The sequence below is a fragment of the Plesiomonas sp. PI-19 genome, from assembly GCF_021368255.1.
Taxonomy (GTDB): Bacteria; Pseudomonadota; Gammaproteobacteria; order Enterobacterales; family CAMTGL01; genus Plesiomonas; species Plesiomonas shigelloides.
Genome location: NZ_JAJNMQ010000001.1, coordinates 865795 through 879763, shown reverse-complemented (window position 1 = coordinate 879763; position 13969 = coordinate 865795). Strand labels below are relative to the sequence as shown.

The window sequence follows — 13969 nt, the reverse complement described above, 5'->3', positions numbered from 1 at the left end:
GTTTACGCCCAGCGTATCAAAAACAAGACGCCGAACCGGATCGCACAACGCATTTTCAGCGCCGATAAAAAACGCCTATCCAACCTTCAACACAGCCTGCAACGAACCAAGGTCAGCAAAGATACAGCTTGTCGTCTGAATTAGGTATAATCAGCGCAATTATTGTCGTATGAATGGATGCTGTGTAGCCATGCAAAAAACGCTGAACGTCGATCATCAGGAAATTGCTAAATTTGAAGCTGTTGCCTCAACCTGGTGGGATCTGGAAGGGGAATTCAAACCCTTACACCGTATTAATCCGTTGCGCCTTGAGTACATTCTCGACCGCGCCGGTGGTGTATTTGGCAAGCAAGTGCTGGATGTCGGCTGTGGCGGCGGTATTTTGTCGGAAAGTTTGGCCCGCGAAGGCGCTAACGTCACCGGTTTAGACATGGGCAGTGAGCCGCTGCAAGTGGCACGTCTGCATGCACTGGAAAGTGGCGTGCAAGTCAACTATCTGCAGCAAACCGTGGAAGAGCATGCCGAGGCGCACAGCGGCCAGTATGATGTGGTCACCTGCATGGAAATGCTGGAGCATGTGCCCGATCCAGAATCTATCATTCAAGCCTGTGCGCGCTTGGTCAAACCCGGCGGCCATGTCTTTTTCTCGACCTTAAACCGGAACCCGAAATCCTTCTTGCTGGCGATTGTCGGCGCAGAATATCTGCTGCGCATGGTGCCAAAAGGTACGCATGACTTTAATAAGTTCATTCGCCCGTCTGAACTGCTGGGTTGGATTGATAATACCGGCCTGCGCGAACAAGACCTGATGGGGATCACCTTCAACCCGCTGCTGAATCAGTTTTCGTTACGCCCAGATATCGATGTGAACTACATGGTACACACCATTCGCGAGGATCTGTGATGCATTGGGATGCGGTACTCTTTGATCTCGACGGCACCTTATTAGATACCGCCGCGGACATGGCGGCCGCAGCCAATCATGTCTTGCAACACTATGGCTATAGCCCGCTGAACGCAGCGCAAATTCAAGCCAATACCAGCCAAGGCGTGCACGGATTGCTGCACGCAGGCTTTGCTGGGGCATTGCCCGATGATATGACGGTATTGCGCGCGCGCTTTTTGGCGTACTACCACGCCAATGTCTGCCGTGATACCCGCTTATATCCTGGCGTCACGGCGCTGTTACAGCAGATCGCGCAAAGCGGTTGCCCATGGGGAATTGTCACCAATAAGCCTACGGCACTGACGCAAGCGCTGCTGCCTTTCTTCCCTGTATTGGCGCAGCCTGCCGTATTAGTGTGCGCAGATACCTTAGCGCAGCGTAAACCGCACCCCGCGCCAATGCATCATGCCTGCGCGCAGTTAGGGTTATCGGAGTCACGCACTCTGTATCTGGGTGATGCCCGTACCGATATTCAAGCGGCGCAAGCCGCTGGTATGCCGAGTGCCGTGGCAGGATGGGGTTACATCAGCCCAGACATTGATACCCGCGATTGGGGCGCCGATGGCGTTTTTGCTTCCGTTACCGAGTTTATGCACTGGTTGGCAACGCATCGCGTCTAACAAAACCAACACCTTATAACAAACCGATAAAATTTGATCTGGCTCATGTTTCGCCCGTTTGCATAATTCCTGTGCGAACAGCACCAGATCAAAAAATTTTTTCTCTGTTGCTTTTTTCACCGGCAAAAATGCTTGCATTTTCGAGAGGCGCAATAGGTGTATTGCACGCAAGTTAGTAAACACTAACATTACCTCTTTCCGCACTGGGTTATCCACAACTCAGAGGCATTTTGTGCACTTGCATCTACGGCCATACCTCACTATCTTGTTATCCATTCCAAGCGAACACCCAATATGTTGTGGCACATGTCAGACTCACACACTACAGTGTAATGAGCGATGACGAGTGCCATTTATCCATATTTGCCTGTCCGGCCTCCTGTTTCCAACGCCCTGATGGTTAACGGTTCGGTGGTAAACAGGCGCGCTGCTCTGACGCAGGACGCGCAGACAGACGTTGGTGTTCGACTATTACCTTTTCTACTACATTGGCTGAACTGAAGAACTATGAATCAATCTCTGCTGGTAACGAAACGCGACGGACGTAAAGAGCGCATCGATCTGGATAAAATCCACCGGGTCATCACATGGGCTGCGGAAGGTCTTCACAATGTGTCAGTATCGCAGGTTGAATTACGTTCCCACATTCAGTTTTATGACGGGATCCGCACCTCTGATATCCACGAAACCATCATCAAGGCCGCCGCTGACCTGATCTCCCGTGAATCACCGGATTATCAGTATCTGGCCGCGCGTCTGGCTATTTTCCACCTGCGCAAAAAAGCCTATGGCCAGTTTGAGCCACCAAAGCTGCTGGATCATGTACGCAAGATGGTTGAACTCGGCAAATACGATGCTCATCTGCTGCAAGACTACAGCGAAGAAGAATTTGCGCAGATGGACGAATTCCTCGATCACTGGCGTGATATGAACTTCTCCTACGCAGCCGTGAAGCAGCTGGAAGGCAAATATCTGGTTCAAAACCGCGTGACCGGTGAGATCTACGAAAGCGCGCAGTTCCTGTACATTCTGGTGGCTGCCTGCCTGTTTGCCGGTTATCCGCGTGAGACACGTTTAGATTACGTGCGCCGTTTTTATGATGCGATTTCGACTTTCAAGATTTCGCTGCCAACCCCCATTATGTCGGGTGTGCGTACCCCTACTCGTCAGTTCAGCTCTTGTGTGCTGATCGAATGTGGTGACAGCTTAGATTCCATCAACGCCACCTCCAGTGCGATTGTGAAATACGTCTCTCAGCGCGCCGGTATCGGCATCAACGCCGGTCGTATCCGTGCGCTGGGTAGCGAAATCCGTGGTGGCGAAGCGTTCCACACCGGCTGTATTCCGTTCTACAAGCATTTCCAGACGGCAGTGAAGTCCTGCTCACAAGGCGGCGTGCGCGGTGGTGCGGCTACGCTGTTCTATCCGCTGTGGCATCTGGAAGTCGAAGATCTGCTGGTGCTGAAAAACAACCGCGGCGTGGAAGAAAACCGCGTGCGTCATATGGATTACGGCGTGCAGATCAACAAACTGATGTATCAGCGCCTGATCAAAGGCGAGAACATCACGCTGTTCAGCCCATCCGATGTTCCGGGTCTGTACGATGCGTTTTTCATGGATCAGGCCAAGTTTGAAGAGCTGTACGTTAAGTACGAACAAGATCCGTCTATCCGTAAGAAAGCAATTAAAGCGCTGGAGCTGTTCTCGCTGATGATGCAAGAGCGCGCTTCAACGGGCCGTATCTACATTCAGAACGTGGATCACTGCAACACTCACAGCCCGTTTGACCCAATGGTAGCGCCGGTGCGCCAGTCAAACCTGTGCTTGGAAATCGCGCTGCCAACTCGCCCACTGGATGAAGTGAACGATGCCAACGGCGAGATTGCGCTCTGTACCCTGTCAGCCTTCAACTTAGGTGCGATCGAGCACTTAGATGAGCTGGAAGAGCTGGCTGAGCTGGCCATCCGCGCACTGGATTCCCTGCTCGATTATCAGGATTACCCAATCCCCGCCGCGCAGCGTGGCGCAATGGGGCGTCGTACTCTGGGGATTGGCGTGATCAACTTTGCCTACTATCTGGCGAAGCACGGTGTGCGTTACTCCGATGGCAGCGCAAACAACCTGACGCACCGCACGTTTGAAGCGATGCAGTATTATCTGCTGAAAGCGTCTAACAAGCTGGCACAAGAGCAAGGTGCTTGCCCGTGGTTCAATGAAACCACCTATGCACAGGGTATTTTGCCTATTGATACCTATAAAAAGGATCTGGATCAGCTGACCCAAGAGCCGCTGCATTACGATTGGGAAACTCTGCGTCGTGATATCCAACAGCACGGTCTGCGTAACTCAACCGTTTCGGCACTGATGCCATCAGAGACCTCATCCCAGATCTCTAACGCCACCAACGGTATTGAGCCACCGCGCGGCCATATCAGCGTGAAAGCATCGAAAGACGGGATCCTCAAGCAGGTGGTACCGGAGTACGAACAACTGAAAGATGCCTACGAGCTGCTGTGGGATATCCCGAATAACGACGGTTACCTGCATATCGTGGGGATCATCCAGAAGTTTATCGATCAGTCGATTTCGGCCAATACCAACTACGATCCGGCGCGCTTCCCTGGCCAGAAGGTGCCAATGAAGCAATTGCTCAAAGATCTGCTGACTGCCTATAAATACGGTGTCAAAACCCTGTATTATCAGAACACCCGTGACGGTGCCGACGATTTACAGGATGATCTGTCCGTAGCCGCCGCTGATGATGGCTGCGAAAGCGGCGCCTGCAAGATTTAATTGCGCTCTCTGCCGCCGGTGCGAGTAATAAGCATCGGCGGTTGTTTCCGTACAAAGGTATTTTTCTCATGGCTTACACCACTTTCAGTCAACACAAAAACAATCAGCTGCTGGAACCGATGTTTTTCGGTCAGCCGGTTAACGTGGCCCGCTACGATCAGCAAAAGCACGAGATTTTCGAGCGTCTGATTGAAAAGCAGCTGTCGTTCTTCTGGCGTCCGGAAGAAGTGGATGTGTCCCGTGACCGCATCGATTATCAGGCTCTGCCCGATCACGAAAAACATATCTTCATCAGCAACCTGAAATATCAGACGCTGCTGGACTCCATTCAAGGCCGCAGCCCGAACGTGGCGCTGTTGCCGCTGGTTTCTATCCCTGAGCTGGAAACCTGGATCGAGACATGGTCATTCTCTGAGACCATTCACTCTCGCTCCTACACCCACATCATTCGTAATATCGTGAATGACCCGTCAGTGGTGTTTGACGATATCGTGGTTAACGAAGAGATTTTGAAGCGCGCCACCGATATTTCATCGTTCTACGACAAGCTGATCCACGACAGCAACCTGTACCATTTGCTGGGTGAAGGTACCCACACCATTAATGGCGTGACCCATACCGTCAGCCTGCGCGCGCTGAAAAAGACCCTGTATTTGTGCCTGATGAGCGTGAACGCGCTGGAAGCGATCCGCTTCTATGTCAGCTTTGCCTGCTCGTTTGCGTTCGCGGAGCGCGAGCTGATGGAAGGTAATGCCAAGATCATCAAGATGATTGCCCGTGATGAAGCGCTGCACCTGACCGGCACCCAGCACATCATTAACCTGATGCGCAGTGGCCGTGATGATCCTGAGATGGCGGAGATTGCTGCCGAATGTGAAGCGGAGTGCTTTAACCTGTTCTTGGAAGCCGCGGAGCAAGAAAAACGTTGGGCCGAGTACCTGTTCAAAGACGGCTCGATGATTGGCCTGAACAAAGACATTCTGTGCCAGTACGTTGAGTACATCACCAACATCCGTATGCAAGCGGTTGGTTTGATCATGCCATTCCCTGCGCGTTCAAACCCGATCCCGTGGATCAATAGCTGGTTAGTATCCGACAACGTGCAAGTAGCGCCACAAGAAGTGGAAGTCAGCTCGTACTTAGTTGGTCAGATTGACTCCGAAGTCAGCGATGAAGACTTAGGTGGCTTCGAGCTGTGATCGCATGCTGAAACTGCACATTGTCCTGCGCCCACGGGCGCAGGACTCTCACCCATCTGAACTCTCTGCAAACCAGTCTGCACATCCGGCAGGTCATGCCCTCTTCTCGATCCCGCATCTAGGTAATATGACCTTACTGGAAACCTTGGAATTGCACCGTCAGCCGGTGGAATCGCAGTGCCGCGCAGGCTTTTGCGGCGCATGTCGAACTCGGTTATATCAAGGCCAAGTGCGCTATCTCACAACGCCGCTGGCGTTCATCGGCGAAGATGAAATTCTGCCTTGCTGCTGCGTACCACAAACCGACCTTCACATCGGCCTTTACGCGGATGCCGGAAGCACCGCGGACAGCGAACTGCCAGCCACTGAGCTCAACACATTATCCGTGCACGGTTAGAGCCGTTCATCGCCAGATTTGAGTACAGTGAGTCACGGCTAGCATCCAGCCATTTGATGTTAAGCCGGAACATCCCCTTTGGGGATCGTCAGCACTTCTTGCGGCTCAATCCATTCATAGGTGCCGAAAATTTCGCGCGCTTCCAAATAGCGACGCAGCATGTCCAGCAACAAGGTAGTCACCACGACACGTTGCTCTGACGCATGACGTACCCGCAGCCGGACGCGCTGTCCGTACTCGTTGCGCTTATCAGCCAGCGCGACCGCCACTTCGATATGGTTATCCACCACCAAAATGCGTGAGGTTGCCAGCCCGACATCTGCGCCAGTGCGTTCACGGCACGCTTCGGCCATCGCTATCGCATGCCCCAGCAGTTTCTGGTTATCCGGCAGACGTTGATCGGTTTGCCCAATCACCCAGCCCTGCCGTAAAGCCAGTGCCGTGCGTTTATCATCTTGCAACGTGGCAGCGACCACGCCACCAGTAAAGGTTTCTGACAACGATAGAGTGATCTTGCTTAAAGCGAGGAAATCCCCTAACTGCTCGGGTAACGAGCCTTCACCAGAAAAGACAATGTTGTCATCCAGAATGTCGGAAATTTGGTTCATCAAACGCAGCATATGGTTATGCCGCGTGGCAGGACCGGAGACTTTGATTTCGATAAATGGCATCGCCGAGCGATAACCGAGCATCACATCGGGCGGAACATCCAAGTGTTGCAGGCGATCGGCGATCCCACTTTCACTGAGGCCAAATGAGGTGACACGCAGGCAAATCGGCGCAGGCGGCAGATTAAAGCGTTGCTGAATAATCGGCAGAATTTGCTGCTCGACCATCACTTTAAATTCTTGCGGAACACCGGGAGTAAAGAACATGACGCATTGCGGCAACGTCAGCATAAAGCCACAGGCCGTGCCCACCGGATTATCCACCAACAGCGCATGTTGCGGTAACAATGCCTGCTTGCGGTTGGAATCAGGCATCGGACGGCCCGATTTTTCGTAGCGCTGACGCAAACGCTCCAGCCAAGGGTGATTGAGCACCAAGGGTTGATTAAAGGCACGTGCTGCCGCTTCAGCACTGAGATCGTCGCACGTCGGCCCTAAACCGCCGTTGACAATCACAATATCAGCTTCATGGCTACGCGCTAAAAAACAACTTACCAGCGCATTGATATCATCACCCACTGTACTGCGGTAAGCCAAAGGCAAACCGGCTTGGTACAGCGTTTGCGCCAGCCACGCCGCGTTACTGTCTATAATTTCGCCGTGCAACACTTCGTTGCCGGTACTGATCATTTCAACTCTCAACGGCGTGCTCATGCTTTGCTCGCTTCCCTTAGACTAGGCATCCTGACATGTTTCAGCCCATTTTTGTCAGAGTTCTATCTTAACCGCCTAATAAAAAACAAAAAATTCACTTTAGTTCTGTTAACTCGGCTAAATAATAGCGTATTTATCTAACTAAGCATGGCTTTATGGCTTTTCATTAGCAACAGCCAAATTTGTATTGTTTTATTTACACTGAAATTTTTTACTGCACGAAAATTTTCCTCAAATCCTGCCTGAAAACACCAAGGTGTAAACATATAATTACGCCGCAAACCAGATTTGACAGCGGCGCGCTTCTTATTTAATCTGCAGAACATTAGTTTGCCATTAATCCAGACAGGCAGATTAAATTTAGCCTTAATGTTAAATAGCAGTTAAAACACATATACAAAAACATTTTGTCTGTTTTTTAACCTACCGTTCAATTGACATCCATACGGAGTTGCCAGTGAAAAGCCGGGTTTTAGGTAGCGTTCTTATTGTCGCAGGGATTACGATTGGGGCTGGCATGCTGGCCATGCCGTTAGCTTCCGCCGGGATCGGCTTTATCCCTACTCTGTTTATGATGTTCGCTCTGTGGGCATTGATGTGCTATAGCGCCTTGATGTTGGTGGAGGTGCATTTGTCAGCGCCGGACATTCCTGCGCTGAGTGTGTTAGCCGAACGTTATCTGGGTAAGCCAGGGCGCTGGTTAATCAGTTTCAGCATGTTGTTTTTAATGTATGCCCTGACCGCAGCCTATGTGACTGGCGGTGGTGGCCAGTTGATGCACAACTTAGAGCGCTGGTTTGGCCTGCAATTAACACCGGTGCAAGGCGCACTGCTGTTTACCCTGCTGTTAGGCGGCGCGGTGTGTATAAGCACCCGTTTGGTCGACTCGTTCAACCGCATCTTGTTCAGCATCAAATTGGTGGCGCTGGCGCTGGTGCTGCTGCTACTGATCCCGCACGTGGAAGGCCAAAACCTGACGGCGATGCCGGTACAAAATCTGCTTCTGCTGTCAGCTTTACCGGTCTTTTTCACCTCGTTCGGTTTTCATATCTGCACCACTACCTTGGTGCGCTACTTAGACGGTGATGCTGCGAAACTGCGGTTTGTGTTTATTACTGGTAGCGCCATTCCGCTGGTGATTTATATTCTGTGGCAACTGGCTACACACGGCGCCATCAGCCAAGAAGCGTTCACCCACATCCTTGAGGTTAATCCGACGCTGAGCGGTTTGATGCAAACCGTCGACTCGGTGGTGCAAAACCGCAGTGTGGATATGGCGGTACGCATTTTTGCCGATATGGCACTGGCGACCTCATTCCTTGGCGTGTCACTGGCACTGTTTGATTTTCTGGCCGATGCCACCCGCCGCAACAACCGTCCTTCCGGTCGGATGCAAACCGGGTTGCTAACCTTTATTCCACCGGTGCTGTTTGCCCTGTTTTATCCGCAAGGCTTCATTATGGCGCTGGGTTATGCGGCAATTCCGCTGGCCATTCTGGCGCTGCTGCTGCCGGCAGCAATGGTTTGGAAAGCGCGTCGCGCGGGCAACAGTACCTACCGTGTGATGGGGGGTACCGCCGGTCTGATTTTAGTCGCTACGCTGGGTGTCTTTGTGATTGTGGTACAGCTTGCTACCGCCAGCGGATGGCTACCGGCAGTCGCCGGTTAAATATGAAAACGAGAATAACTAACGGAGTTTTACAGTGAAAAGTCGCTTGTTAGGCAGCATTTTGATTGTTGCCGGAACAACCATCGGCGCCGGTATGTTGGCTATGCCGCTGGCGTCCGCGGGGATTGGATTTGGAGCCACCTTTATTATGATGGTGGCCCTGTGGGCATTGATGTGTTACAGCGCGTTGATGTTGCTGGAAGTGCATCAATATTCCGCGGCCAATGCCGGTCTGGGATCGCTGGCGGAGCAGTGTTTTGGCGCTGCTGGTCGCTGGATTGCCAGTGGCAGCATGGCCTTTCTGATGTATGCGTTGATTGCGGCTTATATCACCGGTGGCGGCGGTCAGCTGTCACACAACCTGCAGCGTTGGGCGAGCCTTGAGATCAGCCCACTGCAAGGAACTTTGCTGTTTACACTGCTGCTCGGTGGCGCAGTCTGCATCAGCACACGCGCAGTCGATGCGCTGAACCGCGTGCTGTTCTCGATTAAAGTGCTGGCGCTGATCCTGATGCTGGCGCTGATGCTGCCACATGTGGAAGGCCCAAACCTGCTAGCCATGCCATTGCAACAAGGGCTGGTGCTCTCCGCCATTCCAGTGATTTTCACCTCGTTTGGTTTCCACGGTAGCATTCCAAGTCTGGTGCGTTATTTAGATGGCGATACACGCAAACTGCGTGTGGTGCTGATTATCGGCAGTGCGATCCCGCTGTTTGCCTATGTTCTGTGGCAACTGGCGACTCACGGCTCCATCAGCCAATCCGCGATGGGCAGCATTTTGGCGGAAAATCCAAATCTGACCGGTCTGATGCAAGCCGTCGATCGAGTGGTGGCGAATCCGAAAGTGGATGTCGCGGTACGCGTTTTTGCCGACATGGCGCTGGCGACCTCATTCTTGGGCGTGACGCTGGGGATGTTTGATTTTCTGGCCGATGCGTTCCGCCGTACTGATTCCGTCGGTGGCCGTTTACAAACGGGGGTTCTGACCTTTACTCCGCCACTGATTTTTGCCCTGTTCTATCCACAAGGCTTTGTCATGGCGCTGGGTTACGCGGCAATTGCACTGGCGGTACTGGCACTGTTGTTACCGGCGGCGATGGCATGGAAGACTCGTCGTCAGTATGCGCATGGTTACCGTGTGGTAGGCGGCGTAGCGGGTCTGGTGGTGGTGTTTACTACCGGTATCGTGATTATCGCCGTTCAGCTGGCATCTACCTTCGGTTGGTTGCCTCCGGTGGCGGGCTAATTCAGCGGATAGCGTAAACTCGCATCACGCAGCATGGCTGCATTGCGGCCCAAAAATCTATCTTTATAAGCACTGAATCCGGTCATCGGAACCATAATGCATAATGATGCACAGAGGTCGATGGCCGGATTTTCTTTTGCTGTGCGGCATCTCATCCCTCTCTTATCGTGCGCTTTGGTCTCTCCCTTTTATTGTTACTTGCCCACAAAATGCCGCGACCACTGGCGATGTGGGTGCCTACGGAACCTTCCCTATCCCTGCCAGTATTATCTTGCTGTGTGCTCTGGCTGTTTGTTCTCTTACTCTTTGATCTTTGTTTCTCATGTTCTTGGCTGCCTTGTTTTTAGTGAGCTTGGCACTGCTCTCTCTTACTTGCTAAATAGCAGCAGAGTGCCGAGACGAGATCATAAGCAAAAAAAACGGCACCCCGTAGGATGCCGTTGTTCACACTGTTCAACTTGCTGACTGCCGAGCCACTTTCAGTGCAGTGGCGGCAGCCAAAATGCATTAATGGAACAGGGTGTAGAAGATTGCGGAGATAGCCACACAACCGATAAAGGTCACGAAGATGTTGCTTGGCGCGCCAGCATATTTCTTCATGGCTGGTACTTTGCGTACTGCATACATTGGCATGATGAACAGCAGCAGAGCGATTACCGGGCCACCCAGCATTTCAATGATGTGCAGGATGCTTGGGTTCCACGTTGCAACAGCCCAAGTGGTCAGCAGAATGAACACTGCGGTGATGCGGTTCAGGGTATTGATACCTACAGTTTTACCCTTACGACGCGCCGCTTTCAGGATCAGACCGTTCAGACCTTCGCGGGTGCCCAAGTAGTGACCCAGGAAAGATTTGGTGATAGCAACAAAGGCAATCATTGGTGCCAGATACGCGATCAGCGGGTTCTGGAACTTGTTCGCCAAGTAAGACAGGATAGAGATGTTATCCGCCTTCGCTTGTGCCAGCTCAGCTGGTGACAGGCTCAGCACACAGCTGAATACGAAGAACATTACAGTGATCACCATCATGATGTGGCTCATCATCAGAATGCGTGAGCTCTTGGCATCAGCCATGTCACCGTACTGCTGCTTTTGTTCTACGGCAAAAGAAGAGATGATTGGTGAGTGGTTGAAAGAGAACACCATTACTGGGATCACCAGCCACAGAGTTTTCAGCACGTTGCCGATACCGTTACCGCCCGCAGGCACATAATGGAAAATGGCAGTGTTCCACTCTGGGATCAGGAACAGAGACATCAGCACCAGTACTGCCACAAATGGGAATACCAGTACGCTCATGGCTTTGACGATCAGCTTTTCACCACAGGCCACAATCGCCATCAGGCCCACGATCAGCACCAGAGACAGGATCGCACGCGGAGGTGGGGTCATGTGCAGCTGGTTCAGCATGAAGCTTTCAACGGTGTTAGTGATCGCCACGCTGTATACCAACAGGATCGGGTAGATCGCGAAGAAATACAGGAAGGTGATCAGGTAACCGGCAGTTGAGCCGAAGTGCTCTTCTACCACTTCAGTGATGTCGTCGCCCTGGCGGCCAGAGCCAGACAGTACGAAGCGGCACAGTGCACGGTGTGCAAAGAAGGTCATTGGCAGAGCCAGAATCGCCATCACCAGCAGAGGCCAGATACCACCGATACCGGCTTCGATAGGCAGGAACAATGTACCCGCACCTACCGCTGTACCGTACAGGCCCAGCATCCAAGTGATGTCACTTTTATTCCACTTCATGGTCGCCGCATTGGCGCCTTGAGTCGTTGCTTGTTTCGCTACTGTGTGATCCATAGGTTTATCTTCAAAGTATTTATAAAAAAACGTTATCAGTAGGTTGAAACGATTCAAGCTACAACGTGAGCCAGAGTGCGATAAAAAACACATACAGTTGTGCCCTGCCAAAGCAAGGGGCAGCAAAATAACCATCCATTGGAAAATTGCTCAGAGATGAGCCTGATATTGTCTGCAACCGCTGTTCCAGCAGCTGTTATCGCCGTGTTTCAACCTCTGCGAAAAAGGTTCTTGGTTTCAGCGCTGACTGTCTGATTGATTTTTGATATGGGCTGTCAGACGCTGGAATTACTTTTGTTCACTCTGTCTGGTAGCGCAGCGTTACCGCTGGTTATCTGCATGCACCCGAAGGAATACAAACAACGAGATGTGCAATAAGTTGCCCTACCAATAAGAGGGCGCCATTATAGCGACTGGCAGCCATTGGTCGAGTCCTAAATCACACTTTTTATAGGGGATAGGGAGATTTATAACGCAATAAAGAGAGATCGATCACATAAATTTATTTTCCCTGCGCACGGGATGCGTAAACTTTCAACAGTGAAGTTGCTCACAAAATAGCTGTTGGTTTAATTTTCATCACCGACAAACGCGTCATCACCTTAGAGCGCAACGCCGGATAAGCTGAGTTCTACTGATGCCGGTGATAAAAAACGAAGCGATTGTCTAGCTTAGTGCCCTAATCGGTTCATGCCGATATGCGGAATACCGTCTTCTAGATACCCTTCCCCGCATGCCTCAAACCCGTGCTGACCGTAATAGCCTTGCAGGTGAGCTTGCGCACTCAGGTGGATAGACGCGCTCGGCCAGTGCTGTTCACACAACATGATGCCTTGCTGGATCAAATCATGACCAATGCCTTTGCCACGGTATGGCGCGCGGGTAATCACACGACCTATCACCGGCATGGATGAATCCAACTCACCATGGCCTACCGTACCCGGCGCCATAATGCGCAAGTAAGCGGCCAGTGTTTCACCGTCATAACCCAGCACATGGTAAGTCTGCGGCAGCAAATCCAACCCATCAATATCTTGATAAGCACAGGCTTGCTCCACCACGAAGACTTCCGCTCGTAACTGTAACAACTGGTAGAGTTCAGTGGAGGAGAGCTCGGCAAAGGTACAGGCTTTCCATTGCAGCGAAGGTGAACACGACGACATTCCACGTTTCCTTATGTTCTGATCAACCATACAGTTTTTCCTGTTTTTAACGGTTTTCTCTGCCGTAGACGAGCGGAGAAATGTAACTTTTCCCTCTGAATATTAAAATTTTCATGCAAGGAAAATGCATAATAGCGCATAAATCGTGCGCCGCAACCGGAAAAACATCACGCTCCGTCATGCAGTGATGTTCATATAATCAGCTGAATTCCCTGTAATATTTTGCGATACAGATAAACAAATTTACCCCCTATCCCCCTGTATATCTGCGGCAATTAAGATATGCTCACTCTATAGGCGAACCAGCCCACGGAGTATGAGCATGCAAGAGATACACATTTCCGATCAGCGTAAAGATGTGGATGATGAGCTGGTCTATCAATTTTTGTCTGGCCAAAGTGGTTGGGCGCGCCGTATTCCACGGGAAACCCTGCTGCGCGGATTGGATCACTCGCTATGTTTTACGGCACTAAAAGGTGATGAGCAGGTTGGTTTTTGCCGCGTCATTTCTGACTACGCCACCTTTGCATATCTGTGTGATGTGTTTGTGGTAGAGAGTTGCCGCGGACAAGGTATTGCCGGTTCGATGCTAGAAGCGGTGATGGAGCACCCTGATTTGCAAGGATTACGTCGGTTTGTGCTGACCACCAGCGATGCGCACGCGCTGTACAACAAGTACGGCTTTGAGCCACTGGCGCGGCCACAAAGTTTTATGGAAATTCATGACCCGAATATCTATAAACGGGCAGATGACGAATAATAAAAAACGGCAGGAATTCCTGCCGTTTTTTATCAGTTGTTATCGGTATTG

General features: G+C 51.5%; 11 protein-coding genes. 8 read left to right on the top strand and 3 right to left on the bottom strand.

Annotation, left to right across the window (positions count from 1 at the left end; genetic code table 11):
• The first annotated feature begins 190 nt into the window (after window positions 1-190).
• From ubiG to yfaE, 5 genes are all read left to right on the top strand, one after another.
• Window positions 191-904: a bifunctional 2-polyprenyl-6-hydroxyphenol methylase/3-demethylubiquinol 3-O-methyltransferase UbiG gene (gene ubiG / locus LQ901_RS04005; protein WP_047707845.1), complete on the top strand. Its 714-nt coding sequence runs from the start codon at window positions 191-193 to the stop codon at window positions 902-904.
• Window positions 904-1566, top strand: coding sequence for a phosphoglycolate phosphatase (gene gph / locus LQ901_RS04000; protein WP_233671982.1), 663 nt, complete (start codon window positions 904-906; stop codon window positions 1564-1566). Before ubiG ends, gph begins: the two co-directional genes overlap by 1 nt.
• 507 nt (window positions 1567-2073) lie before the next feature.
• On the top strand, window positions 2074-4359 hold the full coding sequence (nrdA, locus tag LQ901_RS03995; protein ID WP_084976969.1) for a class 1a ribonucleoside-diphosphate reductase subunit alpha: 2286 nt from the start codon (window positions 2074-2076) through the stop codon (window positions 4357-4359).
• 68 nt (window positions 4360-4427) lie between these two features.
• Entirely contained in the window at window positions 4428-5558 is a 1131-nt protein-coding gene (gene nrdB / locus LQ901_RS03990) for a class Ia ribonucleoside-diphosphate reductase subunit beta (protein WP_010864042.1), read from the top strand.
• A gap of 4 nt (window positions 5559-5562) precedes the next feature.
• Entirely contained in the window at window positions 5563-5955 is a 393-nt protein-coding gene (yfaE, locus tag LQ901_RS03985; RefSeq protein ID WP_225624423.1) for a class I ribonucleotide reductase maintenance protein YfaE, read from the top strand.
• 59 nt (window positions 5956-6014) lie between these two features.
• Here yfaE and LQ901_RS03980 read toward each other — a convergent pair whose 3' ends face one another.
• Window positions 6015-7277 (bottom strand): CinA family nicotinamide mononucleotide deamidase-related protein, encoded by a 1263-nt coding sequence (locus LQ901_RS03980; RefSeq protein ID WP_082935540.1) that lies wholly within the window; start codon window positions 7275-7277, stop codon window positions 6015-6017.
• Between the two features lie 457 nt (window positions 7278-7734).
• Between LQ901_RS03980 and tyrP (LQ901_RS03975) the strand changes: the two genes are divergently transcribed.
• Together tyrP (LQ901_RS03975) and tyrP (LQ901_RS03970) are read left to right on the top strand one after the other, a co-directional pair.
• Window positions 7735-8946 carry a tyrosine transporter TyrP gene (gene tyrP / locus LQ901_RS03975; RefSeq protein ID WP_039045657.1) on the top strand — a complete coding sequence of 404 codons (1212 nt, stop codon included), beginning with the start codon at window positions 7735-7737 and terminating at the stop codon, window positions 8944-8946.
• 34 nt (window positions 8947-8980) lie between these two features.
• Entirely contained in the window at window positions 8981-10192 is a 1212-nt protein-coding gene (gene tyrP, locus LQ901_RS03970) for a tyrosine transporter TyrP (RefSeq protein ID WP_233671981.1), read from the top strand.
• 507 nt (window positions 10193-10699) lie between these two features.
• Here the strand turns inward: tyrP (LQ901_RS03970) and LQ901_RS03965 are convergent.
• Together LQ901_RS03965 and LQ901_RS03960 are read right to left on the bottom strand one after the other, a co-directional pair.
• The gene (locus LQ901_RS03965) at window positions 10700-11995 is read right to left on the bottom strand and encodes a serine/threonine transporter (protein WP_010864047.1); all 1296 of its coding nucleotides are present in this window, start codon (window positions 11993-11995) and stop codon (window positions 10700-10702) included.
• Window positions 11996-12666: 671 nt separating this feature from the next.
• Window positions 12667-13158 carry a GNAT family N-acetyltransferase gene (locus LQ901_RS03960; protein ID WP_172534103.1) on the bottom strand — a complete coding sequence of 164 codons (492 nt, stop codon included), beginning with the start codon at window positions 13156-13158 and terminating at the stop codon, window positions 12667-12669.
• A 322-nt stretch (window positions 13159-13480) separates the two neighbouring features.
• On the opposite strand from LQ901_RS03960, the gene LQ901_RS03955 reads away from it, so the two are divergent.
• Entirely contained in the window at window positions 13481-13918 is a 438-nt protein-coding gene (locus LQ901_RS03955) for a GNAT family N-acetyltransferase (protein ID WP_010864049.1), read from the top strand.
• The last annotated feature ends 51 nt before the right edge of the window (window positions 13919-13969 follow it).

Excerpts from the sequence above, each read along its gene's own strand:
- ubiG (WP_047707845.1), top strand. The coding sequence starts at position 191 with ATGCAAAAAACGCTGAACGTCGATCATCAGGAAATTGCTAAATTTGAA.
- gph (WP_233671982.1), top strand. The coding sequence starts at position 904 with ATGCATTGGGATGCGGTACTCTTTGATCTCGACGGCACCTTATTAGAT.
- nrdA (WP_084976969.1), top strand. The coding sequence starts at position 2,074 with ATGAATCAATCTCTGCTGGTAACGAAACGCGACGGACGTAAAGAGCGC.
- nrdB (WP_010864042.1), top strand. The coding sequence starts at position 4,428 with ATGGCTTACACCACTTTCAGTCAACACAAAAACAATCAGCTGCTGGAA.
- yfaE (WP_225624423.1), top strand. The coding sequence starts at position 5,563 with ATGCTGAAACTGCACATTGTCCTGCGCCCACGGGCGCAGGACTCTCAC.
- LQ901_RS03980 (WP_082935540.1), bottom strand. The coding sequence starts at position 7,277 with ATGAGCACGCCGTTGAGAGTTGAAATGATCAGTACCGGCAACGAAGTG.
- LQ901_RS03965 (WP_010864047.1), bottom strand. The coding sequence starts at position 11,995 with ATGGATCACACAGTAGCGAAACAAGCAACGACTCAAGGCGCCAATGCG.
- LQ901_RS03960 (WP_172534103.1), bottom strand. The coding sequence starts at position 13,158 with ATGTCGTCGTGTTCACCTTCGCTGCAATGGAAAGCCTGTACCTTTGCC.
- LQ901_RS03955 (WP_010864049.1), top strand. The coding sequence starts at position 13,481 with ATGCAAGAGATACACATTTCCGATCAGCGTAAAGATGTGGATGATGAG.